Genomic DNA, 24,599 nt, shown 5'->3' with positions numbered 1-24,599 from the left:
ATCGGACAAGCAGTGGGCAACAGAAAGCGCGTCGCCGAGCGACGGAAGACCCCGCCCGCCGTGCTCGGCGGGGTGATCGCCGTCGTCGTCGGCGGTGCCGGGCTCGGCGCCTACGCGTTGTTCGGGGGTGGGGGCGAGGACGGGGACGGCACCCGGACGTCCTCCGCCCAGCAGGCCGAGGAGGCCAGGACCGGCCCGCTGTCCGCCGCCGAGGTCACCGACGCGGCCGAGCGTTTCCTCACCGCCTGGCAGCAGGGCAAGGTGAGCGAGGCCGCCGAGGCCACCGACGACCCGGAGGCGGCCACCGCCCTGCTCACCGGCTACACCAAGGACGCCCGCGTCGAGGACGTCACCCTCACCGCCGGCACCCGTACCGGCGACAAGGTCCCGTTCTCCGTCAAGGGCACGGTGGCGTACGGGGACTTCACCGAGCCGCTCGCCTACGACAGCGCGCTGACCGTCGTACGCCGGGCCGGGGACGGCGAACCGCAGGTCGCGTGGGCGCCCTCCGTCGTGCACCCCGACCTCAAGGACGGCGACCGGCTGGTCACCGGGGAGGCGGGCACCCCGCCGGTCAAGGCGCTGGACCGGGACGGCGGCGAACTGACCACCGCCGCCTATCCGTCCATCGGGCTGGTCCTGGACGGGCTGCGCGAGAAGTACGGCAAGTCGGCGGGCGGCGAGGCCGGCATCGAACTGCGTGTGGTCCGCGGCGAGGAGTCCAAGAAGGCGGAGGCCTCCGACAGGACCGTGCTGGAGCTGAGCAAGGGCACTCCCGGCACGGTGCGGACCACGCTGGACCCGAAGCTCCAGGCCGCGGCCGAGGAGCAGGTGGCCAAGAAGGCCAGGTCGTCGGTGGTGGTGCTGCGGGCGTCGACCGGTGAGATCCTCGCCGCCGCGAACGCCTCGCGCGGCTTCAACACCGCCCTCCAGGGGTCACTGGCCCCCGGCTCGACGTTCAAGGTGCTCACCGCCTCGATGCTGATCGAGAAGGGCCTCGCGTCCATCGACGAGAAGCACCCGTGCCCGAAGTACTTCAGCTACGGCGGCTGGAAGTTCCAGAACCTCGACAAGTTCGACATCAAGGGCGGAACGTTCCGGGACAGCTTCGGCGCCTCCTGCAACACCGCCTTCATCAGCCAGGCGCCCGAGTTGACGGACGACGACCTGACCAAGCAGGCGCAGCAGGTCTTCGGGCTCGCGAAGGACGACTGGCAGGTCGGGGTGTCGTCCTTCGACGGCGCGGTGCCGGTGCAGAAGGACGCCCCCATGGCGGCCTCCCTGATCGGTCAGGGCGGGGTGCGGATGAACCCGCTGAACATGGCGTCGGTGTCGGCGACCGTCAAGGCGGGCGTGTTCCACCAGCCGTACCTGGTGGCGCCGGAGGTGGACAACCGCACGCTGGCCACGGCCTCGCGCACCATGTCGCCGCAGACGCTGTCGCAGCTGCGGGAGTTGATGTCGTACACGGCGACCAGCGGCACGGCGGCGACGGCGATGGCCGGGGTGAGCGGTGACAAGGGCGCGAAGACCGGGTCGGCCGAGGTCGACGGTCAGAAGAAGCCCAACGGCTGGTTCACCGCGTACCGCGGGGACCTGGCGGCGGCGGGGGTCGTGCAGGCGGCCGGCCACGGCGGCAAGACGGCGGGCCCGATCGTGGCGAGCCTGCTGAAGCTCGGCGACGGCTGACCCGGACGCGGGCAGCGGCTCACCGGCCGCCGGCGCGGTCAGTGCGGTCAGTACGGCCGGTGCGGTCAGTACGGGACCGGTGCGGCGGTCACCGCTGCCGCGTGGGTACCCCGCAGGAACCGCGTCAGGGCCTTCGTGTCGAACTGCACCACCGACACCCCCTGCGCGGAGTGGAACTCCACGACGGTCTGCACCCGCCCGCACGGCCACACCCGCACGTCGCCGCTCCCCACGGGGGTGCGCAGCCCTTGTTCGAGCAGCGCGCGGGAGACGGTCCACTCGCGGTTCCCGGAGCCGGGCATCCGCACCGTCACGGTGCGGGGGTCGCGCTCGGCGTCGTAGCACAGCATCACGGGCACCGTCCCGCGGTCCGCGGCCTGCGGGGCGTCCGCGTCCGTGACGATCTCTGCACGTGCGTACTGCTCGACTGCGTTCATGGGTGGCCCCTCATGGTGCGCTACCTGTACGAAAGCCGTGTACCCACTTGTACGGACAATGTCGCACACATTTCGGGATCGCACCTTCCGTACGACCCTCGTCACCGATAAGTCGGTCCCTGCTCGAAACAGCCCAGGAATCACAGGCGGACGGCCGCTGTTGCACCCCATGTCAGAGGTGAACCGAGAGGACAGGCGGACGTGGGCGTCGAGGTGCACGGCACAGTGACCGAGGGCTTCGAGCCGGTCCGGGAAGCATTCACACGGAACTTCGAGCACCTCGGGGACCGGGGCGCCGCCGTCGCCGTCTACCGGGACGGGCGCCGGGTCGTCGACCTGTGGGCCGGGGTCAAGGACGTCAACGGCACAGACGGCACCGAGCCCTGGCGCCGGGGCACCGCCCAGGTCGTGCGCTCGGCGACCAAGGGCGTCGCCGCCGCCGTCCCCCTGCTGCTGCACCAGTACGGCGAACTGGACCTGGACGCGCCGGTCGGCCGGCACTGGCCGGAGTTCAAGGCCCACGGCAAGGAGCGGGTGCTGGTCCGGCACCTGCTGAACCACCGGGCCGGACTCCCGCTCCTCGACCGCCCGCTCACCCCGGCGGAGGCGCTCGACCCGCTGCGGGGCGCCGAGGCACTCGCCGCCCAGGCGCCCCTGTGGGAGCCGGGCACCGACCACGGCTACCACGCCCTCACCTACGGCTGGCTGCTCGACGGACTGGTCCGGCGCGTGACGGGACAGGGAGCCGGCGAGTGGATCGCGGACCGGATCGCCGCTCCGCTGGGGCTCGACCTCTGGCTGGGGCTGCCCGACGCGGAGGCCCACCGGGTGGGGCGGGTCGGCCCGGTCGAGGGGCCCGAGCCGTCCGGCGCGCTCCGCGCCCGCCCCAAGCACTCGGTCACCGCGGCCTACGACGATCCCGCCTCCGTCACCCGCCGGGCCTTCGCCGCGATCAGCCCGTCCCCGGACCCGAACGACCCGGCGTTTCGCGCACTGTCCCAGCCCGCCGCCAACGGCATCGCGACGGCGGACGGGCTCGCCCGCTTCTACGCCGCACTGATCGGGCGGGTCGACGGCGTACGCCTCTTCGAGGCGGCCACCGTCGCACGCGCCCGCGCCGAGGAGTCGGCGGGCCCGGACCGCGTCCTGATCGTCGGCACCCGCTTCGGCCTCGGTTACATGCTGCACGGCAGCGCCTCGCCGTTCCTGGCCCCGGGCTCCTTCGGCCACCCAGGCCGCGGCGGCTCCCTGGGCTTCGCCGACCCGGAGTCCGGCATCGCCTTCGGCTACGTCACCAACGGCTTCCGCACGACGGTGACCTCCGATCCCCGCGCCCAGGCCCTGGTACGGGCGGTGCGCTCGGCCCTGGCCGGCTAGCTCACCCCGCGTCGCTCACACGTGGATCGGGTGCGAGGTCCGGCCGGACACTTCGTCGATCTCGTCGTGCGCCTTGGTCAGCAGTTGCATCGCGAGTTCGTTCAACGCGCGTGCGCCGGCGACCTCCTCCCCGACCCTGGGCTGGTTCGCGTCGACGTGGTGCCGGCTCGCGTGCCCGTGGGCCCGTACCTCGGTCCCGTCGGGCAGCCGGAGCAGCGCCGCCGCGCGCGTGTGCTGGTCGTCCTCCATGAACTCCATCTCGACGTGCCACCCGACCGTGGTGCGCATCGTGCTCGTCATGACGGTCACCTCCGGAAGTCCTGCTTCCAGGGTGCCCCTCCTCCCGCCCGCCCGCACCCCATCGGACCCGGCCCGCCACCACTACCCGGCGCGCAGCATCAGCCCGATCCCGACGACCAGCAGCCCGGCCGCGGCGATCCGCGGAGCACCAAAGCGTTCGGGGGGTCACTCGGAGCGCTCGCGCACGTCCGCCAGGATGCCGCCGGCGTGGGCGATCAGCGTCCTGGGTTCCATCGGGAAGACGGTGTACGGGGTGCCGGCCGCCGCCCACACGAGATCGTGGTCGAGCAGGGAGCGGTCGGCGAGGACGCGGGTCGTGGTGCGGTGTCCGAAGGGCGGCACGCCGCCGATGGCGTACCCGGTGGTCTCCCGTACGACGTCCGCCTTCGCGCGGGTGACCTTCTGCGCGCCGAGTTCCTGCCGGACCCGTTCCAGGTCCACCCGGGAGGCGCCGTCCATCAGGACCAGTACGGGCACGTCATCGACAGCGAAGATCAGCGACTTGCAGATCTGGCTGAGCTCGCAGCCGATCGCGGCGGCGGCCTCGGGTGCGGTACGGGCGGCGTCGGGGAAGCGCCGGACCTGCCCGATCACCTCCAAGAGCCCCATCTCCCGCAGGGCCTCGGCAAATCGGGGGTGGGCGGCGGAGCCCTCGTGGTCAGTGGCGGCTGTCGTCATGCGGGGCACGCTAGCGGGCGGCGCGGACGGCGGGCGACCGGGTTCGCCCCGGTGACGGGCACGGCGGGCACGGCGGGTGCGGCGGGTGCGGCGGGTGCGGCGGGTGCGGAACGGGGAAGCCGGTGAGGGCTCCCCGTCCCCACGGGGCCCTCACCGGCTGGTACGGGGGACCGCAGGAGTCGACGTCCTGCGGTCCGGTGGTGTCAGGCGTGGACCAGTTCCCGGTCCTCGCCCTTCCTGTCGTCCTGCGTGCGCAGGCCCTCGCCCTCGACGTCCACGTTGGGCAGGACGCGGTCCAGCCACTTCGGGAGCCACCAGGCCTTCTTGCCCAGCAGCGCCAGCACCGCCGGGACGATCGCCATGCGGACGACGAACGCGTCGAAGAGGACGGCGACGGCGAGGCCGAAGCCGATCATCTTGACCATCGCCTCGCTGGAACCGATGAAGCCGGAGAAGACGGCCATCATGATCACCGCGGCGGCGGTCACGACCCGGGCGCTGTACCGGAAGCCGGTCACCACGGCCTGGCTGGGGTTCTCCCCGTGGACGAAGGCCTCCCGCATCCGGGTCACGAGGAACACCTCGTAGTCCATGGCCAGTCCGAAGACCACACCGACCATGAAGATCGGCATCATCGACATGACCGGGCCGGTCTCCTCCACGCCCATCAGGCCGGCCAGCCAGCCCCACTGGAAGACCGCGACCACGGCGCCCAGGGCGGCCATCACGGAGAGCAGGAAGCCGAGGGCCGCCTTCAGCGGGACCAGGATCGACCGGAAGACCACGATCAGCAGCAGGAACGCCAGCCCGACCACCAGGGTCAGATACGGCAGCAGTGCGTCGTTGAGCTTCTGCGACACGTCGATGTTCACCGCCGTGGCGCCGGTGACCAGGATGTCGGCGCCGACGTCGGCCTTGATGTCCGCTCCGGCGTCCCGGATGTCGTGCACCAGGTCCTCGGTCGCCACGGACGACGGCTTGGAGTCCGGGATGACGGTGATCGTGGCCGTGTCGCCGGCTTCGTTGGGCTGCGCCGGGGCCACCGTGACGATGCCGTCGAGGCCCTTGATCTCGTCGCCGGTCTGCTGGAAGACGGCCTGCGGGTCGTCGCTGTTCTTGGCGTCGACCACGACGACCAGCGGACCGTTGAAGCCGGGGCCGAAGCCCTCGGACAGCAGGTCGTAGGCGCGGCGCTGGGTGGTGGACGTCGGCTGCGAACCGTCGTCGGGCAGTCCCAGTTCCAGGGAGCCCGCCGGGACGGCCGCCGCGCCGAGGCCGACGACGCCGAGCAGGAGGACGGCCACGGGACGGCGTACGACGAAGCTCGCCCAGCGGGTGCCCATGTTCGGGCGCTGCGCCGTGCCGGTCTCCGTGCCGGTCTTCTTGGCGCGGCCGCCGCCGAGCAGCTTGCTCTTCTCGCCGGCCGGGCGGACCTTGCCGCCCGCGTAGCCGAGCAGCGCCGGGACCATGGTGAGTGCGATGAGGACGGCGATGGCGACGGTGCCGGCGGCGGCGATGCCCATCTTGGTCAGCATCGGGATGTTGACGACCGACAGACCGACGAGGGCGATGACGACCGTGAGTCCGGCGAAGACCACCGCGGAGCCCGCGGTGCCGACGGCGCGGCCCGCGGCGTCCTCGCGCTCCCTGCCCTCGGCCAGTTCGGTGCGGTAGCGGGAGACGATGAACAGCGCGTAGTCGATGCCGACGGCGAGGCCGATCATCGTGGCCAGGATGGAGGTGGTGGAGCCGAGCTCCAGGGTGGAGGCCAGCGCGGTGATGGTCGCGACGCCGATGCCGACACCGATGATCGCGGTGAGCAGCGGCAGGCCGGCCGCGAGCAGCGAGCCGAAGGTGATGACCAGGACGACCGCGGCGACACCGATGCCGATGATCTCGGCGGTGCCGGTCGCCGGGACGGCCTGCAGCGCGTCACCGCCGATCTCCACGGTCAGTCCGGCGTCGCGGGCGTCCTCGGCGGCGGCCTCCAGGGAGTCGCGCGAGGAGTCCTCCAGTTCCATGCCGGAGACCTTGTAGCTCACCGACGCGTAGGCGACCGCGCCGTCCTGGCTGAGGCCTCCGCCCTGGTACGGGTCGGCGACGAAGGCGACCTGGGAGTCGCCGGAGAGCTCCTTGACGGTCTTCTCGACGGTCGCCTTGTTGCCGGCGTCGGTCATCTTCTCGCCGGCGGGCGCCTTGAAGACGACGCGTGCGGTCGCTCCGTCGGCACTGGTGCCGGGGAAGCGTTCCTCCAGCACGTCGAAGGCCTTCTGGGCCTCGGTGCCGGGGATGGAGAACGAGGTGTTGCCGGCCGCGGGAGCGCCGGCCGCGCCGACGCCGGCGAGTGCCAGCAGCGCCACCCAGAACAGGGCGGTGAAGTGTCGTCGCCTGAAGGCGAAACGTCCGAGTCGATAGAGGAATGTGGCCACGAGGGAGTACTCCCGGTCAGGTCGTGGATTCTCAGGGCAGGGGGGTCCAGCCCGACGACGTGAGCGGTGTCGTCCGTCAGGTGGTGATGGTGGGATGGAGAGGGTCGTGCGGGGAGAGCCGACCGGGGCGGTCAGCGGGGGGACACGCCGAGGGCGGGGAGGACCACGGCGTCGATGTACGAGATGAGGAAGTCCCGCGTGGGCGGCTGTTCGTCGATCAGCGTCCGGGTGGCGAACGCGCCGACGAGCATGTGCACCATGTAGTCCAGCGCCGGGTTGTCCGGGTGGACCTCGCCGCGTTCGACCGCGCGCCGGACGATCCCCCGGAACTCGTCGATCTCGGGTTCCACGAGCAGGTCCCTGAAGGCGCGCCGCAGGTCGTCGTTGGTGTGCACCGCCATGGCGAGCGCCCGCATCAGGGCGGCGTTCTGCTCCATGACGTAGTCGCCCTCACGGCCGATGAGTCCGTGCAGGTCCCCCTGGAGGGAACCGGTGTCGACGTCACCGGTGCTGCCCGGCTTCTGGCACCGCATGGCTCTCACCACCAGCTCGGCCTTGCCGCCCCACTGGCGGTAGAGAGTGGCCTTGCTGGACCGGGTGCGGGCGGCCACGGCGTCCATGGTGAGGGCGTCGTACCCGACCTCGCGAAGCAGGTCGAGCACGGCCGCGTAGATCTCGGCCACGCGCTCCGGGGTGATCCGGCTGCGCCGCACTGCCGCGTCCTCGGTCATCCCGCCCACCTCTCCTCGCTCCGGGTCTCACCGCGCCGAACGACACGGTTTCGTACACGAAGAATGTACCGCACCCCTCTAAGGGAACGAAACCGTTTCGTACGTGTGCTGGGTCACGTCGGGAGAGCCGCCGTCGCTCCCCACGAGTTGCTGTGGTCCGTCACCGGGAAAAGCATGGGAAGGGTGAGTTATCTGCGCCTGCCCCACCTCAACGGCGACCTGCTGTGCTTCGTGGCCGAGGACGACCTCTGGCTCGCGCCACTCGACGCCCCGGGCCGGGCCTGGCGGCTCACCGTCGACCGCACCAAGCTCGGCCACCCCCGCTTCTCACCCGACGGCCGCCACATCGCGTACACGAGCTGGCGCAGCCTCGACCCCGAGGTCCATCTGGTGCCGGTGGACGGCGGGCCGGGCCGCCGGCTGACCTACTGGGGCAGCCCCGACACCCGGGTCTGCGGCTGGACGCCCCCGAGCCCCGACGGCGACGAGAGCCCCGAGATCCTCGCCGTCGCCTCGCACGGCCAGCCGTTCTCGTACTTCTCCTGGTCCTACAAGCTCTCCACCGACGGCGATCCGGGGCGCAAACTGCCCTGGGGGCCGGTGAGCGACATCCAGGTCGCCGAGATCGACGGGGAACGCAGGACCCTGCTGCTCACCGGTACCCCGCCGCACGAACCGGCCGGCTGGAAGCGGTACCGGGGCGGGGCGACGGGCAGGCTGTGGCTGCACGGACGGCGCCTGCTCGACGGAGACGGCGGAGACGACGAGCAGGACGGGCACGGCGTGTTCGCCAAGGTCGACGGGCATCTGCAGTCCCCGATGCTCGTCGGCGGCCGGGTCGCCTTCCTCTCCGACCACGAGGGCGTCGGCAACCTGTACTCCTGCGCGTACGACGGCTCCGATCTGCGCCGCCACACCGACCACGACGCGTTCTACGCCCGGCACGCGTCCAGCGACGGCACCCGGGTCGTCTACCAGTGCGCCGGTGACCTGTGGATCGTCGACGGCCTGTCCCCGGACTCCGTGCCGCGCCGGCTGGACATCACGCTGAGCGGGCCGCGCGCCGGGCGGCGCCGTTACCAGGTGCCCGCCGCGCACCACCTGGACGGCGTCTCGGTGGACGAGACGGGCCGGGCCAGTGCCGTCGTCGTACGCGGCAGCCTGTACTGGCTCACCCACCGCGACGGCCCCGCGCGCACCCTCACCGACACCCCCGGCGTGCGGGTGCGGCTGCCGGAGATGCTCGGCGCGAGCGGGCGGGTGGCGTATGTGACGGACGCCGAGGGCGAGGACGCGATCGAGATCGTCTCCCTGCCCCGGGCGAGCGGCCGCCGCCCCACCCGACGACTGGCCCCGGGGAGGCTGGGCCGGGTGCTGGAGATGGTGGCCGACCCGGACGGCGAACGCCTCGCCGTCGCCTCCCACGACGGCCGCCTGCTGCTCATCGACACCAGCGAGGCCGGCCCCGGCGAGACCGGCCCTGGCGAGACCGGCCCTGGCAAGGTCGACCCCCGTGAGACCGGTACCGGCGGGGCCGACCCCGCCGAGGCCGACGACGGCCAGGGCTCCGCCCCCGACCCCGACCCCGTCCCTGACCCCGTCCCTGACCCCGTCCCCGACGCCCCGGTCACCGAGCTGATCCGTTCCGTCAACGGGCCCGTGCGCGACCTCGCGTTCTCGCCCGACGGCGGGTGGCTCACCTGGTCGCATCCCGGTATCGGGCGGACGCTGCGGCAGATCAAACTGGCCCGGCTCAAGGACCGGTTCGTCATCGACGTCACCAACGGCCGCTTCGAGGACGAGAACCCGGTCTTCACCCGGGACGGCCGCTACCTCGCCTTCCTGTCCTGGCGCGGCTTCGACCCGGTCTACGACGTGCACACCGGTGACCTGTCCTTCCCGCTGGGCTGCCGCCCGTACCTGGTGCCGCTGTCCTCGGCGACCCTCTCCCCGTTCGCCCTCAGCCCCGAGGGCCGGCCGGCCGCCGGGGGCCTGGACCCGGTGGAGGCCGAGGAGGACGACCTCGGCGACGGCGGCCCGGTGACCGTCGAGACCGAGGGCCTGGAGAGCAGGGTCACCCCCTTCCCGGTCACCGCCTCCAAGTACTCGGCGCTGCACCCGGTCGCGGGCGGCGGGCTGGTCTGGCTGCGCTGGCCGATCTCGGGCGCGCTCGGCGAGACGTTCGTGAACCCGGACGACACCAGCGGCCGGCCGACTCTCGAGCACTTCGACATCAGCAAGGCGAAGAAGTCCGAACTCGTCGATCACCTGGACCTCTTCGCGGTCAGCGGCGACGGGACGCGGCTGGTCGTGGCCGACGGGGGCGAGCCGCGCGCGGTGCCCGCGACCGAGCCGGGCGACAGCGACTCCACCGTCTGGATCGACGTCCGCCGCATCCTGCACGAGGCCGATCCGGTGGCCGAGTGGCGGCAGTCGTACGCGGAGGCCGGGCGGCTGATCCGGGCCTACTTCTGGGAACCCGGCATGTGCGGCATCGACTGGGACGCGGCGCTCGACCAGTACCGTCCGCTGATCGAACGGGTCGCCTCCCCGGACGAGTTCGCGGACCTGTTGCGTGAACTGCTCGGCGAACTCGGCACCTCCCACGCCTACGTCACCGCCGCCCGCCGCAACGAGGGCCCGCCGCACTACCAGCGTCGCCAGGGCTTCCTCGGCACCAACCTGGTGCCCCGGGAGGACGGTTGGACGGTCAAACGCATCCTGTCCGGTGACTCCTCCGACTCCCGCGCGCGTTCGCCGCTGGCCGGCACCGGCATCCGTGAGGGCGCGGTCCTCACCCATGTCCACGGCCGCCCGGTGGACCCGGTCGCCGGGCCCTACCCGCTGCTCGCGGGGACGGGCGGTACGACGGTGGAGCTGACGTTCGCCCCGGCCGAGGGCACGGGCCCGCCCCGCAGGGTCGCCGTCGTCCCGCTGGTCGACGAACGCCCTCTGCGCTACCAGGACTGGGTGGCCAAACGCCGTGAGGTCGTACGGGAGTTGAGCGGCGGCCGGTGCGGCTATCTGCACATCCCCGACATGGGCGGCTCGGGCTGGGCCCAGTTCAACCGCGACCTGCGCATGGAGGTGTCCCGCCCGGCGCTGATCGTCGACGTGCGCGGCAACGCGGGCGGCCACATCAGCGAACTCGTCGTCGAGACGCTGACCCGCACCATCCTGGGCTGGGACCTCACCCGCGACGCCCAGCCGGTGTCGTACGCGGCCAACGCCCCGCGCGGGCCGGTGGTCGCCCTCGCGGACGAGGCGACGAGCTCCGACGGCGACATGATCACGGCCGCGTTCAAGCTGCTGAAGCTGGGGCCGGTGGTCGGGCAGCGCACCTGGGGCGGGGTGGTCGGCATGACCGGCCGGCACCGGCTGGGGGACGGCACGGTGATCACGGTGCCGATGAACGCGGCCTGGTTCGACGCGTACGGCTGGTCGGTGGAGAACAGGGGCGTCGCCCCCGATCTCGAGGCGCTGCGCACTCCGTTGGACTGGGCGGAGGGCCGGTACCCGGTGCTCGACGACGCGGTCCGGCTGGCCCTGGAACTCCTGGAGACGGAGCCCCCGGCCACTCCCCCGACCTACAGCGACGTCCCCGACCGCTCCCGCCCGAAGCTGCCACCGAGGACACACGAGGCGTGAAGGGACCAGGGACGCAAGGCGCATAGGAGGCACAAGGGGTGCGAGGGGTGCGAGGGGCCTGGAGACATGGGAAGGGGCACCCCCCGCGGAGGCGCCCCTTCCCGCTTCAGCAAACGGCCTTCACCGGCCGTGCCGAGCAGGTGTTCAGCAGCACACGACGTCAGGCGTCGTGGTCCCGATCGTAACGCTCCTCGGACTTCTCCCGCCCGCGCTGCGGGTTGTTCGGGTCCTCCTCGCGACGGCGACCGCGGTTCTGGATCTGCTCCTTGGCCTGGTCGGCCTTCCGCTTGGCCTGCTGCTGCATCTGCTCGGACTTCTCCTGGAACTGGTCCTTCATGCCCATGTGGGTTCACTCCCGTTGGGGTGTGGGGGATCTTGCCCGACCAGATTCACACGGACAGTCACCCCGCGCATGTCGATCAGTCACGCACCGTAGTCCGATGCTGTTCGTCGGCGTTGCCGCCGGCTCCGACCAGGCCCGTGCGCATGCCGGTGAGGCGATCCGCGAACCGCCGCATCTCCCGCTGCCCGACGGTCCCGATCACGCCGGGCAGGTATCCGCGCACGCCCTGCATCCCGCGCAGCCACCACTGCCCGTACACATGGCTCGAGCGCCGCTCGATCCCGGCCACGATCCGGTCCACCGCGGGCCCCGGCGGATAGGTCTTGTTCGCCGGCCACGGCAGCCGCTGCCTGAGTTCCCGCATCACCTCGTCCTGGTCGGCCCCGCGCACCATGTCGGTGTCGGTCCAGGAGAGATAGCCGACGCCGACCCGTACTCCCCGGTGTCCGACCTCGGCCCGCAGACAGTGCGCGTACGCCTCCACACCGGACTTGGAGGCGCAGTACGCGGTCATCATCGGCGCCGGGGTGATCGCGGCGAGCGAGGCGATCTGGAGCAGGTAGCCGCGGCTCGCGATCAGCAGGGGCAGGAACGCGCGGGCGGTGACCGCCGATCCGATCAGGTTGACCTCGACGACCCGCCGCCAGGATCCCGGATCGGAGTCGGCGAACGGACCGCCGTTGGCCACACCGGCGTTGGCGACCACGATGTCGACCCGCCCGAACCGTTCCGCGACCTCCCCCGCGACCCGGGCCATCGCCTCGTGGTCGGTGACGTCGGCGTGCCAGTGACCGCTCTCGCCGTGCAGTCGCTCCGCGACCCGTTCGAGCGCGTCCGGCTCCAGCCCGACCAGTGCCACCGTCGCCCCGCGCGCGGAGAGCCTGCGGGCGAGCAACTCCCCCACTCCGCGGGCCGCTCCGGTGACGACGGCGACCTTTCCCTCGAGACTGCCCCTGCTCATGCGGCCACCTCGGTGTTCTCGTGGGGCGCGGTGGTCTTCTTCGCGGGTGCGCGCAGGACGGCGTACTCGGACAGGTCCACGCGCCGGGTCGCGCGCCGGAACTCACCGGTCGTGCCCGGCCAGACGGTGGTGTTGCGGCCGTTCGCGTCCAGGTACCAGCTGGTGCAGCCACCGGTGTTCCACACCGTGTGCTTCATCCGCTGCTGCACCCGGTGGTTCCAGACGCGGACGGCGCTCCGGCGGGCGTCGAGGGCCACCCGGCCGCCCAGGAGGTCGAGTTGGCGGAGGTAGTCGGCGAGGTAGTTCAGCTGGGACTCGATCATCAGGATCATCGACGAGTTGCCGAGGCCGGTGTTCGGCCCGATGAGCGTCATCCAGTTGGGGAACCCGGCGGCCGAGGCGCCGCGCAGGGCCTCCATCCCGCCCGTCCACGTCTCGGCGAGGGTCCTGCCCTCCGCGCCGACGACCCGCTCGGCGATGGGCATGTCGGTCACGTGGAACCCGGTGCCGAACACGATCACGTCGGCCTCGGCCTCGGTTCCGTCGGCGGCGACGACGGTCGACCCGCGGACCTCGCTCAACCCGCCGGCGACGACATCGACGTTGGGCCGGACGATCGCCGGATAGTACGTGCTGGAGAGCAGGATCCGCTTGCATCCGATGCGGTAGTCGGGGGTCAACTTGGCCCGCAGGGCCGGATCCTTGACGGCACGGGCCATGTTGCGCCTGGCCAACTGCTCGACGAGACCGAGCTCGCCCGGATGCTTGGTGAACGCCTGCACCTGCAACTCCCTGACGCCCCACAGCAGTCCGCGGCGCAGCCGGGTGGTGAAGGGCAGCGCCCGGTGCAGGGCCCGTTCGGCGCCGCTGATGGCCCGGTCCATGCGGGGCAGGACCCAGGGCGGGGTGCGCTGGAAGAGGGTGAGCCGGGAGACGAGCGGCTGGATCGCCGGCACGATCTGGATCGCCGAGGCCCCCGTGCCGACCACGGCGACCCGCTGGCCGCGCAGGTCGTGGTCGTGGTCCCAGCGGGCGGAGTGGAAGACCTTGCCGGGGAAGGTGTCGAGCCCGGGGATGTCGGGGACCCTGGGTTCGGACAGCGGCCCGGTGGCGGAGACCACGACATCGGCGGTGAGGGTGCCGTTGCCGGTCTCGATCTCCCACCACAGCCGCTCCGTGTCCCACACCATCCGCTTCACCTCCGAGTCGAAGCGGAGGTGCGGGCGCAGGCCGAAGGTGTCGGTGACGTGCTCCAGGTAGGCGCGGATGTGCTCCTGCCCCGAGAAGGAGCGCGGCCAGTCGGGATGGGGCGCGAAGGAGAACGAGTACAGGTGGGACGGCACGTCGCACGCGCACCCGGGATAGCTGTTGTCCCGCCAGGTGCCGCCGACGCTGCCGGCCCGTTCCAGGACGACGAAGTCGGTGACCCCCTCGCGCCGCAGCCGCACGGCGGCCCCCAGCCCTCCGAACCCGGACCCCACCACCGCGACCCGTACATGCTCGTGCTCGGCCATCCCGAAGCCTCCAGCCCTCGCGCACCACCGAAAACCCCGCCAGTGAACACTGGCGCAATGGGGAGAGTAGGGCAGGGCCGTACCGATGGGTAGGGGGCGCACAAGGAAAGTTACCGCTGGTACGCCCCGGGGCCCGTCCGGCGCGCAGGCCCTAGGCTGCTGGCGTGGCAGAGGAGAACGCAGGATCCGGTGAGCGGCGCGAGTACCGCATGGAGGAGCTGGCCCGACGGGCCGGGATCACCGTGCGCACGCTGCGGTTCTACCGCGAACGCAAGCTGATCCCGCCGCCCCGCCGCGAGGGCCGCATCGCCTGGTACGACGACCGGCACCTGGCCCGCCTGCGCACCATCACGGCCCTGCTGGAGCGCGGCCACACCCTGAACGGCATAGCGGAACTCGCCGAGGCCTTCGACCACGGCCGCGACGTCGGCGACCTCCTCGGCATGGACACTCCCACCGAGGAGACCCCGGTCCGCCTCACCCCCGAGGAACTCGCCGACCATTTCACCGGCGAGGTCACCCCGGAGAACCTCGCCGCCGCGATGGACCTCGGCTACCTCGGCACCGACGGCGAGGAGATCGTCCACATCAGCCGCCGCCTGCTGGAGGTCTCCTCCGCCCTGGTCCGTGAGGGCATCCCGCTCGCCGAGGTGCTGCGTGCGGGCCGGGAGGTCCGCGCCCACGCCGAGACCATGGCCGGCCTCTTCGCCGAGCTGATCCTCCGCCACGCCCCCGAGGACGCCGTCCACCGCCTGCGCCCCCTGGCCCGCAGCGTGGTCGACGCCGAACTCTCCCTGGCGATGGACCGCCGCCTGCACCAGCGGGACTGACGGCCGGCGGCCGGCCGCCGGCCGTCGGTCCCCGACCGGTCGCCGGTCAGTCGCCGGCCAGCTCTGCCTCCCAGAGGGAGCTGGCGTAGTAATGGTTGTCGTACTGCTCGGAACTGGCCTTGATGTCCTCGACGGTGGCCTCCCCCAGGTGGACCCGCTCCAGCAGACGGTAGTAGTCGAAGCGGTCCATACCGGGGGTGAAGGCGACCAGCACGTCGGCCTCCTCGCCCCGGGCCGGAGCGAAAGCGTGCGGCAGCCGCGGCGGCACCGTCACGAAGTCGCCGGTTTCCAGGGTGATGATCCGGTCGCCCAGCAGTACCCGCAGGCTGCCACCGAGCACGAAGAACATCTCGGTCGCCTTGGTGTGGAAGTGGGCGGGAGCGCCCGGCGACCCCTTGCGCAGACCGGCCCGGTTGGCCGTCAGCGCCCCCTGGGTCCGGTCGGAGTCGGCGAGCAGCGTGATGAGACTGGTGGCCCCGTCCTGCAACGTCTCGGCGGAACCGGCACGGACCAGGACGGGGCGGGCGGACGCGTTCATGAGGTTCTCCTCGGCTGCGGTCGGTCGGTGAACTGCGGGGAGCAGGTCCGCCCGGGTAGCCCCGGGCCATGTCCGGGCCGTCTCCGGATCCCGGCCTCACTCCGTCCCCCCGTCCTCATGACCACCACGCTACGCACCCGAAAGACCCTGTGTAGGGTGCATTCCCGTGGCTGATTCATGGGTCAATCCAGCCGAACGCGTCGGCAGCGACCTGTACGTGGACCTGAACCCGGACATGTCCGGAGGCGGTGGCCGCCGGGCCGCGCTCGGTCGCGCGCTGCGCGAGGCGATAGGGGACGGACGGCTGGCCCCGGGCACCCGGCTCCCTCCCTACCGGTCGCTCGCCGCCGACCTCGGTCTGGCCCGCAACACCGTCGCCGAGGCCTACGCCGAACTCGTCGCCGAGGGCTGGCTGGTCGCCCGCCAGGGGTCGGGGACACGGGTGGCCCCCAGAGCGAAGCCGCTCACTCCCCCGCGGGCGCCCCGACCGACGCCGGCACAGCCGGAGCCGCCCGCCCACAACCTGCGGCAAGGCCTGCCGGACGCCGCGTCCTTCCCCCGTACGGCCTGGCTGGCCGCCGCGCGGCGGGCGCTGAACGCGGCGCCCCACGAGGCGTTCGGGCCCGGTGACCCCCGGGGCCGGCCCGAGCTGCGACGTGCCCTCGCCGAGTACCTGGCACGCGCGCGAGGCGTGCGCACCAGCCCCGAGACCATCGTCGTGTGCTCCGGTTTCGCACCCGCCCTACGGCTCCTCTTCGACGGGAAGGTGCTGCGCGGCCCCCTGGCGGTGGAGTCCTACGGACTGCCCTTCCACCGGTCGGTCCTGCAGGCCGCGCGCGTCCGGACCGTACCTCTGACATTGGACGAACACGGGGCGCGCACCGCGGAGTTGTCCGCGCTGAAGGGCGTACGGGCGGCGCTGCTCACCCCCGCCCACCAGTTCCCGACGGGAGGGCCGCTCCACCCCGAGCGGCGGGCCGCCGCGGTGGACTGGGCACGCGGGAGCGGGGGCCTGCTGCTGGAGGACGACTACGACGGGGAGTTCCGCTACGACCGGGAGCCGGTGGGTGCCGTCCAGGGTCTCGATCCGCAGCGTGTCGTGTACCTGGGCTCGCTCAGCAAGAGCCTCTCCCCCGCGCTGAGGCTGGGGTGGATGGTCCTGCCGGACCACCTGGTGGAGCCCGTCCTGCGCGTCAAGGGCGAGCGCGAGGCGTGGGCCGGTGTCACGGACCAGTTGACGCTCGCCGATTTCATCGAATCGGGCCATTACGACCGGCACATCCGCCGGACCCGGCAGCGTTACCGGGACCGCAGGGACCGTCTCGTCGGCCTTCTCGCCCACCGGGCGCCGCACATCGCCCTCACGGGCATCGCCGCCGGGCTGCACGCGGTGCTGGGCCTGCCACCCGGCACCGAGCGGTCGGTGACCGGGGCCGCGGCCCGGGAGCGCGTCGCCGTGGACGGGCTCGCCGGCTTCCGGCACCCGGCCGCCACCATGCCCGCGCACGACGGCCTGGTCGTCGGCTACGCCGCCCCTCCCGACCACGGCTTCGGAGCGGCGCTCGACGCCCTCTGCCGCATCCTGCCCCCACCCCCCGACGGAAGCTGACCCCCACGGCGGGCCGGCGCCCGGGGCCCCGGCAGCGGCCGGGACCCGGTGGCACTCCGCCCGCGCGGCATACCCGCGGCGCACCACCCCCACCGGGCGTCAGCCCCGAGGCCGGAACACCGGCACACCACCCCACCGGGCGGCGGGCGCCTCAGTCCCGGGGCCGGAACACCACCGTCACCGGAGCGTGGTCCGACCAGCGTTCGGCGTGCGTGGCCGCGCGTTCCACGTGGCCCTCGACCGCGCGGGCGGCGAGCCCGGGCGTGGCCACGGCGAGGTCGATGCGCCAGCCCGCGTCGTTGTCGAAGGCCCGCCCCCGGTACGACCACCACGAGTACGGCCCGTCGACACCCGGATGCAGCGCCCGGACGACGTCCACGTACCCGCCCTCGGCCGGATCGAGGACGCGGGAGAGCCACTCCCGTTCCTCCGGCAGGAACCCGGAGTTCTTGGTGTTGCCGCGCCAGTTCTTCAGGTCGGCCTGCTGGTGCGCGATGTTCCAGTCCCCGCACACCACGACCTCCCGGCCGTCGGCGGCGGCCCGCTCCCGCAGGCCCTTCAGATAGGCGAGGAACTCCCCCATGAAGCGGATCTTCTCGTCCTGCCGCTCGGTGCCGACCTCACCGGAGGGCAGGTAGAGCGAGGCGACGGTGACGCCGGGCAGGTCCACCTCCACGTACCGCCCGCTGCCGTCGAACTCGGCCGACCCGAAGCCGACCTGGACGCGATCGGACGCGCGCCGCGTGTACAGCGAGACCCCCGCGCGCCCCTTCGCCGCGGCGGGCGCGTGCACCACGTGCCACCCCTCGGGCTCCCGGACGTGCTCGGGCAGCTGCTGCGGCTCCGCGCGCACCTCCTGCAGACACACCACATCGGCGGAGGTCCGCTCCAGCCACTCCACGAAGCCCTTCTTCGCGGCGGCACGCAGTCCGTTGACGTTGACGGAGGTCACAGTGAACATCAGGGCACGATACCGGCACACTGGACGGGTCCCGTTCCGGGCCCGGAAAACGGACCCTCACCTCACCCGGATTGATATACCTTACTTCGCATGAATATCCGCCGCGTCTCCTACGACCACCCCGACGCCGTCAAGCTGAACGACGAGGTCCAGGCCGAGTACCACGTCCGCTACGGCGACGGCGGTGACGCCACCCCCATGGACCCCGCGGACTTCCGCCCGCCGAACGGCGTCTACCTGCTCGCCTACGACGAGAACGACACCCCCGTCGCCTCCGGCGGCTGGCGCGTCCAGAACACCAACGGCGAGGGCAACCGCGACGGGGACGCCGAGCTGAAGCGGATGTACGTGGCCGAGGGGATGCGCGGCCGGGGCCTGGCCCGCCGCATTCTGGCCGCTCTGGAGGAGGACGCCCGCGCGGCCGGCCGCCTCCGCATGGTCCTGGAGACCGGCACCCAGCAGCCGGAGGCCGTCGCCCTCTACACCTCCAGCGGCTACGAGCCCTGCGAGAAGTTCGGCTACTACCGCTTCCATGACAGCAGCCTCTGCTACGCGAAGCCGCTGTAGCGGCACTCGGCACCGCCGTTCACCGACTACTCGTCCGCCCCTCCGCCTTCCGTGCTTTCCGGCGAGGGCAGGCGTCGGCCGCGGGATTCCGCGACGCGCAGGGTGTCGGCGAGGCACTCGGTGAGACGGACACCGGCGTACCGCACCTCGACGTACGGGGACATCGGGTCCTCCAGCACCCGCCGGGCACGGCGGAGCACGTCCAGGCCGTCGGCCAGCTGCCGGGCCTCCGTCTCGTCAGCCAGCCGCGAGACGTATCCGCCCTCACCGCCGTCGGCGAGGAAGCAGGGCTTTCCGTCCGGCGAGGACCAGGGCAGCAGCCGGAGCGAGGGGTACGACTTCATCACGCGGCCACCTTCCCCGCGCCGACGGTGTGCTGGTCGAGGTCGATCCCGAAGTCGGCGGCGAGGACGAGAGCGACCCTGCGACGCCACTGACGTGCCGCCCGCTCCTGTTCGTGGGCGGCGAGGTAGGGGCGGACGAGCCGGGAGTCGGTGCCGTCGAGGGGGAGGTGCAGGCAGTACGGGGAACGGTGCGGGGGGAGGCAGGCGGAGTCTGTGGCGGGCACGGGGCCGGCGGCAAGATGCGCGGGACGGGGGCTGCCCGCCCGGTGGGCTCCGGTGCCGGGACCGAAGAGAAGGCCCAGCCGATGGGCGAGGCGGTGGATAAGGTCATGCATGTCGACGCTCCCAATACAGCGTTGGCCGCGCCCCGGGAGGTCTGATCCACCTCGCCGGGGCTTTCTTGGCTATGAAGCTATATCGAGCTACAGCCCTCTGCAGACAAGTACAGAGGGATCCACTCGTTAGTGGACATGAGGGCATACCTATGTTGGACATATGAGCGATACAGAGGAGTCGACGCCGACTCTGGATCCGATGAGCGCACGACCGCTCTACGTTCAACTGGCCGACGTGATCGCGAAGAAGATCGAGTCGGGCGAGCTGGCACCGGACAGGCCGATCCCCTCGGAGAATCACCTCGCCGACGAGTACGGGGTGGCACGGCTCACCGCACGGCGGGCGGCACAAGAACTCCGCGAGCGAGGGCTCATCGTGACCGTACGGGGCAAGGGGTCTTTCGTCGTGCAGCAGCCACCCGCCAACGCACCGGAGGGGAACGGAACCGCCGACTGACACTCCCGCCACACCGAGGAAAAGGAGCGAGCATGACGGCCAGGAAACCGGCCGAGCAGGCGCTCGCCCGTTCGTACACGACCGGTGACGGCAGTATGAGGTTCGCCATCGCCGAGCTGTCGGTGGAGCACCGTCCGGGTGGCGCCGCCGTGCTGGAATACCGGATCACGGTGGAGCGCCCGGGACGACAGGACGAACGCTGGGCGGTCACGCTCCCCTGGGACGACAGCTCCTTCGTCGACGTCCTCGTCTCGTCGGCCCCGGACCCCGACCGGCTTGAGCAACTTGTGCACATCGTGCGCGCGTTGCTGGAGGAGTGGTGGGACACGAAGGGCCACAACCGTCAGTCGGCGAAGATGGGGCACCGCCTCCCCTGAGCACTCCGTGGCCAGTTCGCGCAAAGCCGCGAGGATCAGGCCGCCCCACGGGATCCACACCACGTCCATTCGTTCCGCCGACCGCTCGGCCACACCCGACGGTTCGGCGCCCCGAACCCGAGGCCAGGGGCGGGGGCTTGCTGAAAGTTGTGAGCAGTTGGAGGGCAAGTGTCCCTTTACCGCTCAAACGAGCGGCAGAGGGACAGTGATGGCCGAAGTGCTCACGGATTTACCACCACATGGCTCAGCCAAGACGTCGTACGGGCTCGCCCGCCAGGAATGCCTCGATGTCCTCGACGGCCTGGCCGTAATAGGTGCGGTAGTTGTTCTGCGAGACGTAGCCGAGGTGGGGGGTGGCCAGGAGCCGGGGCGCGGTGCGCAGGGGATGGTCGGCGGGCAGGGGCTCGACGTCGAACACGTCGACTCCGGCTCCGGCGATCCGTCCCTCCCGCAGCACGGCGAGCAGGGCGTCCTGGTCGACGAGGGCCGCCCGTGAGGTGTTCACCAGGTAGGCGGTCGGCTTGAGCAGGGCCAGTTCGGGCGCGCCGAGCAGCCCGCGGGTCCGGTCGCTCAGGACAAGGTGGAGCGAGACGAAGTCGCTGGTGGCGAGGAGTTCCTCCTGGGAGCCGGCCAGTTGGACGCCGACCTCGTCCGTGCGTTCCTCGGTGAGGTTCTGGCTCCACGCGACCACCTCCATACCGAAGGCGAGGCCCACCCGGGCCACCCGGCTGCCGATCTTCCCCAGGCCGAGCAGGCCGAGCCGGCGGCCGTGCAGGTCGGCACCGACCGTGGACTGCCAGGGGCCGTTCGCGCGCAGCGCGTTGTTCTCCGTGACGATGCCGCGGGCGAGGCCGAGCAACAGCGCCCACGTCAGCTCGACCGGCGGGGTCGACGTGCTTTCCGTACCGCACACGGTCACCCCGTTGCGTTCGGCGGCCGCGTAGTCGATCACCGAGTTGCGCATGCCGGAGGCGATGAGCAGCTTGAGCCGGGGAAGCCTGTCGAGCAGGGGGGCAGGGAAGGGAACCCGCTCCCGAAGGGTCACCACGATGTCGAAGTCCTCGAGCGCGAGGGCCAGTTCACCCTCGGTGGCGATGTGCTCGGTGAAGCTGACGACCTCCACACGTTCCTGGAGGGGGCTCCAGTCGGCCACGGTGGTGGCGACGCCCTGGAAGTCGTCGAGCACGGCACAGCGAAGCCGCATGTCGGTCCTTTCCGTGGATCCCACGGTACGAGCGTCGGCGGCGGCCCGACGAAGGCCGAGCCGGTCGGGGATGTACACCCTGAGGACGCGCCCGGCCGCACCCCGGGGCGACAGCAGCGGCAGGATACCCATTGCGGCGGACCGGGCGGACCGGGTGTACGTGAAGGCGCGTCCCCGGCCCACCCCGATGTACAGGCCCCGCGGCAGGTCGCCACGGCCCTCCCCGGCCCCGTCGGCGCGGTGGTCGACGACAGCTGTGACGACGGGCCCGCCGTGGGCGGAGGGCCGGGCGGCCGGGGCATGTGCGCCACCAGCCCACACCGCGGGCGGAGTTCGCTCACCCGTCAGGTCATCGCCCCCGGGGCCCCGGCGTGCCAAGATCCCGGTGTACGGAGTTCGACCGACCGGAAGGACACCATGCCCGCCTACGTCATAGCCCACCTGCAAGAGGCCGCTCCGCACCCGGAGATCGTCGAGTACATCGAGCGCATCCCCGCCACCTTCGAGCCGTACGGCGGACGCTTCCTCGTGCACGCCACGCAGCACGAGGTGAAGGAGGGCAGCTGGCCCGGGCACGTCGTGATGATCGGCTTCCCCGGGGTCGCCGAGGCGCGGGCCTGGTGGGACTCCCCCGCGTACCGGGAGATCGCCCCGCTGCGCTCGCGGCACATCGACGGCGACATCATCCTGGTCGAAGGCGTACCCGAGGGCTACGAGCCGACCGGCGTCACCAAGGCGATGCGGGAAGCCCTTCCCGCCGATTAGCCCCGCACGCTTCGGACAGGGCGGGACCGTCCAACTGACGAGGGCGGCGTGACGCCCGTCCCGGAGGGCAAGGGGTTGTTCGTGTCGACACGAAGAAGCCCCCGCCGGTTTCCCGGCGGGGGCTTTCAGCTGCGGTGGACCTGTGGGGATTTGAACCCCAGACCCCCTCGATGCGAACGAGGTGCGCTACCAGACTGCGCCACAGGCCCTTGCAACGAGAGAAACCTTAGCACCCCGATCGGGGTGCTCGGAAATCCGTGGCCGGTGGGGGGTCGGCCGCGGGTTTTCCAAGGTCATTCGTTGACGGCCCGGGGGCGGTCGCCGTCCTCGTACTGATCGAACAGCGGGGTGCGGCCGCGCTCACGGGCACGGCGGGCGGAGGCCGCGGTGGGGGTCCCTCCGCGCGAGCGCCTTCGAGCGTGGGGGAGGGCGTCGTTGTGCCCGTCGGCGCCGGCCTGCTCCTCCGTGACGGCCCGGTCCCCCTCCGGAGCCGTGCCGTCGGCGGTGCCGGCCGTCTCCTCCGGGCCCGGGACCACGGCGCTCGAACGCGCCGAGCTCCAGGTGTCCGCGGCGCCGAGGTCCACGTCGCTGGTGGCGCGCGGGGCGACCGGGGCGGTCACGTACGTGGGCAGCGGCACCGGGACCGGGTCCCAGCTGTCGCCGCCCTGGCCGGGCCGCTGCCGGCGCTCCCGCTGCTGGTCGACCCACTCGGCGTGGTCGGTCTGCTCGACGAGCGCGCGCCGGTCGGCGGCGAGCGCCAGGAGGCCGGGGTCGGTCTCCGGACCCGGTTCGGCATCGGGGTCGAGGCCCGGCGCGGGTCCCTCCGGTTCGTCGGGGTCGATGTCGTCGACGGACGGACGGCGGCGCGGCTGACGCTCCCGCAACCGCTGTGCCGCGGCCTCGGCCTGCCGACGGTCCATCTGGTACGCGAAACGGCGGCGCTCCTGGGAGCGCAGGTAGGCGATGTAGACGCTCAGCAGCACCGCGGGCACTCCGGGCGCCCACAGGAAGGTGAGCCCGCCGACCGCGGCGACGACCGCGCCGAACGTGAAGGCGAGGAAGAGCATCGTGGTGGTGCGCCGACGCCGGGCGAGCACCCTCGAGCGCTGGGCGCGCGCCGCGGCGGCCTGCGCCGACAGGGAGGGCTGCGGGGACGGCTGCGGCGGCTGGGCGGACGGGGTGGCCTGCGACGGCGGGGCCTGCTGGGCCGGGAGCGCGGGCTGCGCCCTTCGCGGAGGCGCTCCGCGCCGGGCGGACGGGACGCGCTCGCGCGGGGCGCGTCCGGTCGGCTCGTCGGGGACCGCTTCGGGTACCGCCCGTTCCGGCCGCTGCGCGGGGTGCGGACGCACGGGCGCCTGCACCTGCTGCGGACGGGTCTGGGACACGGCGAAGGCCCGGACGTCCACCGAATCGGTGACCGCGTCCGGGTCGTGGACGCTCTGCTCCTCCTCGTCGGCGGAGCGCGCCCGCAGGTCCTTGGCGTACCGGCGCTCCATTCCCGCCCGTCCGGACAACAATCGGATGGCGGTGCTGAAGCGTTCCGTCGGACGGGCCTCGTTCAGCTCGTCCTGCCTACGGAGCCACATCGGCACCAAGTAGGCGGCCCAGGCCCCGACGATGACTGCGTAGATGAGGCCGCTGCTGCTCACGCCTCACACGGTAGAGGGGTTTAGGTGAGGCCATCCGCCAATTGAGCCGGTGTGTCGCACGATCCGGCTGATATTTCGAACTTTTTTTGCGAACGATGCGATCAGGCGACCACTTAAGCCGGGAATTTTCCCACCTTCAGACGGTCATCACGCGATCAAATTCGAACATTTATTCAATTACCTGGGCGGCGCGGGATTTCGGGATTACGTCGCTCGTCACCGTCCGCCCACTCGTCCCCGCCCGCCCGCTCGTTCCGGGCGCGTGCCCGTTGCCAGCGCCCGAGCAGCCCCTCGGGCACTTCCTCCGCCGTGAGCGCGAAGACGAGATGGTCGCGCCAGGCGCCGTCGATGTGCAGATACCGCGGGCGCAGCCCCTCCTCACGGAATCCGAGTTTCTCCACGACCCGGCGGCTGGGCCCGTTCTCGGGGCGAATGCACACCTCGACGCGGTGCAGTCCGACGGTACGGAAACAGTGGTCCACGGCCATCGCCACGGCCGTCGGCATCACCCCGCGGCCGGCCACCGCCTCGTCGACCCAGTAGCCGACGTGCCCCGAGCACATCGAACCCCAGGTGATCCCGGCGACCGTCAACTGGCCGACCAGGCACCCCTGGTACTCGATGACGAACGGCAGCATCCGCCCCGCGTGCGCCTCCGCCCTCAGATGACGGACCATCTGGCGGTAGGTCGGCCGGTGCACGATCGGACCGGACGGGGTGGGCGGCGGGATCGTCGCCTCCCAGGGGCGCAGCCAGTCGCGGTTGCGCCGGTTGACCTCGCGCCAGGCCCGCTGGTCGCGCAGCTTTATCGGCCGGAGGACGACGTCGCCGGCCACCAGCTCCACGGGCCAGGATG

General features: G+C 72.0%; 24 protein-coding genes and 1 tRNA gene. 9 read left to right on the top strand and 16 right to left on the bottom strand.

Annotated elements, in window-relative coordinates; genetic code table 11:
- The first annotated feature begins 12 nt into the window (after positions 1-12).
- Positions 13-1,689 (top strand): penicillin-binding transpeptidase domain-containing protein, encoded by a 1,677-nt coding sequence (locus tag PYS65_RS21205; protein WP_279335501.1) that lies wholly within the window; start codon positions 13-15, stop codon positions 1,687-1,689.
- Between the two features lie 65 nt (positions 1,690-1,754).
- Here the strand turns inward: PYS65_RS21205 and PYS65_RS21200 are convergent, their stop codons facing one another.
- Positions 1,755-2,126, bottom strand: coding sequence for an SsgA family sporulation/cell division regulator (locus tag PYS65_RS21200; protein WP_279335500.1), 372 nt, complete (start codon positions 2,124-2,126; stop codon positions 1,755-1,757).
- Between the two features lie 201 nt (positions 2,127-2,327).
- On the opposite strand from PYS65_RS21200, the gene PYS65_RS21195 reads away from it, so the two are divergent.
- Positions 2,328-3,503: a serine hydrolase domain-containing protein gene (locus PYS65_RS21195; RefSeq protein WP_279335499.1), complete on the top strand. Its 1,176-nt coding sequence runs from the start codon at positions 2,328-2,330 to the stop codon at positions 3,501-3,503.
- A 15-nt stretch (positions 3,504-3,518) separates the two neighbouring features.
- Here PYS65_RS21195 and PYS65_RS21190 read toward each other — a convergent pair whose 3' ends face one another.
- From PYS65_RS21190 to PYS65_RS21175, 4 genes are all read right to left on the bottom strand, one after another.
- Complete coding sequence (locus PYS65_RS21190) at positions 3,519-3,803, bottom strand: DUF1876 domain-containing protein (protein WP_279335498.1); 285 nt, start codon at positions 3,801-3,803, stop codon at positions 3,519-3,521.
- A gap of 165 nt (positions 3,804-3,968) precedes the next feature.
- A complete protein-coding gene (locus PYS65_RS21185) occupies positions 3,969-4,481 on the bottom strand; it encodes a YbaK/EbsC family protein (RefSeq protein WP_279335497.1) in 513 nt (170 codons plus the stop codon).
- 203 nt (positions 4,482-4,684) lie between these two features.
- Positions 4,685-6,910, bottom strand: a complete 2,226-nt coding sequence (locus PYS65_RS21180) for an MMPL family transporter (protein WP_279335496.1) — start codon at positions 6,908-6,910, stop codon at positions 4,685-4,687.
- A gap of 131 nt (positions 6,911-7,041) precedes the next feature.
- A complete protein-coding gene (locus PYS65_RS21175) occupies positions 7,042-7,641 on the bottom strand; it encodes a TetR/AcrR family transcriptional regulator (RefSeq protein ID WP_279335495.1) in 600 nt (199 codons plus the stop codon).
- Positions 7,642-7,824: 183 nt separating this feature from the next.
- Between PYS65_RS21175 and PYS65_RS21170 the strand changes: the two genes are divergently transcribed.
- Positions 7,825-11,289: a S41 family peptidase gene (locus PYS65_RS21170; RefSeq protein ID WP_279335494.1), complete on the top strand. Its 3,465-nt coding sequence runs from the start codon at positions 7,825-7,827 to the stop codon at positions 11,287-11,289.
- A 160-nt stretch (positions 11,290-11,449) separates the two neighbouring features.
- On the opposite strand, the gene PYS65_RS21165 is transcribed toward PYS65_RS21170, so the two are convergent.
- From PYS65_RS21165 to PYS65_RS21155, 3 genes are all read right to left on the bottom strand, one after another.
- Complete coding sequence (locus tag PYS65_RS21165; protein ID WP_279335493.1) at positions 11,450-11,632, bottom strand: hypothetical protein; 183 nt, start codon at positions 11,630-11,632, stop codon at positions 11,450-11,452.
- Between the two features lie 76 nt (positions 11,633-11,708).
- A complete protein-coding gene (locus PYS65_RS21160) occupies positions 11,709-12,593 on the bottom strand; it encodes an SDR family oxidoreductase (protein WP_279335492.1) in 885 nt (294 codons plus the stop codon).
- Positions 12,590-14,107, bottom strand: a complete 1,518-nt coding sequence (locus PYS65_RS21155) for a flavin-containing monooxygenase (RefSeq protein ID WP_279335491.1) — start codon at positions 14,105-14,107, stop codon at positions 12,590-12,592. Before PYS65_RS21155 ends, PYS65_RS21160 begins: the two co-directional genes overlap by 4 nt.
- A 209-nt stretch (positions 14,108-14,316) precedes the next feature.
- Here PYS65_RS21155 and PYS65_RS21150 point away from each other — a divergent pair, with 209 nt between their 5' ends.
- Complete coding sequence (locus PYS65_RS21150) at positions 14,317-14,937, top strand: MerR family transcriptional regulator (RefSeq protein ID WP_279338025.1); 621 nt, start codon at positions 14,317-14,319, stop codon at positions 14,935-14,937.
- Positions 14,938-14,983: 46 nt separating this feature from the next.
- Here PYS65_RS21150 and PYS65_RS21145 read toward each other — a convergent pair whose 3' ends face one another.
- Positions 14,984-15,475, bottom strand: a complete 492-nt coding sequence (locus tag PYS65_RS21145; RefSeq protein WP_279335490.1) for a cupin domain-containing protein — start codon at positions 15,473-15,475, stop codon at positions 14,984-14,986.
- Positions 15,476-15,641: 166 nt separating this feature from the next.
- On the opposite strand from PYS65_RS21145, the gene pdxR reads away from it, so the two are divergent.
- Positions 15,642-17,084, top strand: a complete 1,443-nt coding sequence (pdxR, locus tag PYS65_RS21140) for a MocR-like pyridoxine biosynthesis transcription factor PdxR (protein ID WP_279335489.1) — start codon at positions 15,642-15,644, stop codon at positions 17,082-17,084.
- Positions 17,085-17,235: 151 nt separating this feature from the next.
- Here the strand turns inward: pdxR and PYS65_RS21135 are convergent, their stop codons facing one another.
- Positions 17,236-18,045, bottom strand: a complete 810-nt coding sequence (locus PYS65_RS21135; protein ID WP_279335488.1) for an exodeoxyribonuclease III — start codon at positions 18,043-18,045, stop codon at positions 17,236-17,238.
- A gap of 90 nt (positions 18,046-18,135) precedes the next feature.
- Between PYS65_RS21135 and PYS65_RS21130 the strand changes: the two genes are divergently transcribed.
- A complete protein-coding gene (locus tag PYS65_RS21130) occupies positions 18,136-18,612 on the top strand; it encodes a GNAT family N-acetyltransferase (protein ID WP_279335487.1) in 477 nt (158 codons plus the stop codon).
- A gap of 26 nt (positions 18,613-18,638) precedes the next feature.
- Here the strand turns inward: PYS65_RS21130 and PYS65_RS21125 are convergent, their stop codons facing one another.
- Together PYS65_RS21125 and PYS65_RS21120 are read right to left on the bottom strand one after the other, a co-directional pair.
- Positions 18,639-18,956 (bottom strand): hypothetical protein, encoded by a 318-nt coding sequence (locus PYS65_RS21125; protein WP_279335486.1) that lies wholly within the window; start codon positions 18,954-18,956, stop codon positions 18,639-18,641.
- Entirely contained in the window at positions 18,956-19,291 is a 336-nt protein-coding gene (locus PYS65_RS21120) for a hypothetical protein (protein WP_279335485.1), read from the bottom strand. Before PYS65_RS21120 ends, PYS65_RS21125 begins: the two co-directional genes overlap by 1 nt.
- Positions 19,292-19,490: 199 nt before the next feature.
- On the opposite strand from PYS65_RS21120, the gene PYS65_RS21115 reads away from it, so the two are divergent.
- Both PYS65_RS21115 and PYS65_RS21110 read left to right on the top strand, forming a co-directional pair.
- Positions 19,491-19,748, top strand: coding sequence for a GntR family transcriptional regulator (locus PYS65_RS21115; protein WP_279335484.1), 258 nt, complete (start codon positions 19,491-19,493; stop codon positions 19,746-19,748).
- A gap of 32 nt (positions 19,749-19,780) precedes the next feature.
- Complete coding sequence (locus PYS65_RS21110; protein WP_279335483.1) at positions 19,781-20,125, top strand: hypothetical protein; 345 nt, start codon at positions 19,781-19,783, stop codon at positions 20,123-20,125.
- Positions 20,126-20,369: 244 nt separating this feature from the next.
- Here PYS65_RS21110 and PYS65_RS21105 read toward each other — a convergent pair whose 3' ends face one another.
- Positions 20,370-21,329 carry a D-2-hydroxyacid dehydrogenase family protein gene (locus tag PYS65_RS21105; protein ID WP_279338024.1) on the bottom strand — a complete coding sequence of 320 codons (960 nt, stop codon included), beginning with the start codon at positions 21,327-21,329 and terminating at the stop codon, positions 20,370-20,372.
- A 417-nt stretch (positions 21,330-21,746) separates the two neighbouring features.
- On the opposite strand from PYS65_RS21105, the gene PYS65_RS21100 reads away from it, so the two are divergent.
- The gene (locus tag PYS65_RS21100) at positions 21,747-22,094 is read left to right on the top strand and encodes a DUF1330 domain-containing protein (RefSeq protein ID WP_279335482.1); all 348 of its coding nucleotides are present in this window, start codon (positions 21,747-21,749) and stop codon (positions 22,092-22,094) included.
- A gap of 135 nt (positions 22,095-22,229) precedes the next feature.
- Here the strand turns inward: PYS65_RS21100 and PYS65_RS21095 are convergent.
- The 3 genes from PYS65_RS21095 to PYS65_RS21085 all read right to left on the bottom strand — a co-directional run bounded on the left by PYS65_RS21095 (position 22,230) and on the right by PYS65_RS21085 (position 24,588).
- A tRNA-Ala gene (locus PYS65_RS21095) sits at positions 22,230-22,303 on the bottom strand.
- An 84-nt stretch (positions 22,304-22,387) separates the two neighbouring features.
- Complete coding sequence (gene sepX, locus PYS65_RS21090) at positions 22,388-23,743, bottom strand: divisome protein SepX/GlpR (RefSeq protein ID WP_279335481.1); 1,356 nt, start codon at positions 23,741-23,743, stop codon at positions 22,388-22,390.
- A gap of 173 nt (positions 23,744-23,916) precedes the next feature.
- Entirely contained in the window at positions 23,917-24,588 is a 672-nt protein-coding gene (locus PYS65_RS21085) for a GNAT family N-acetyltransferase (RefSeq protein WP_279335480.1), read from the bottom strand.
- Positions 24,589-24,599 lie beyond the last annotated feature (11 nt).

It is taken from the genome of Streptomyces cathayae, assembly GCF_029760955.1.
Taxonomy (GTDB): Bacteria; Actinomycetota; Actinomycetes; order Streptomycetales; family Streptomycetaceae; genus Streptomyces; species Streptomyces cathayae.
Note: the sequence above shows the minus strand (reverse complement) of the source record. Positions and strands in the feature narration are given on the sequence as shown.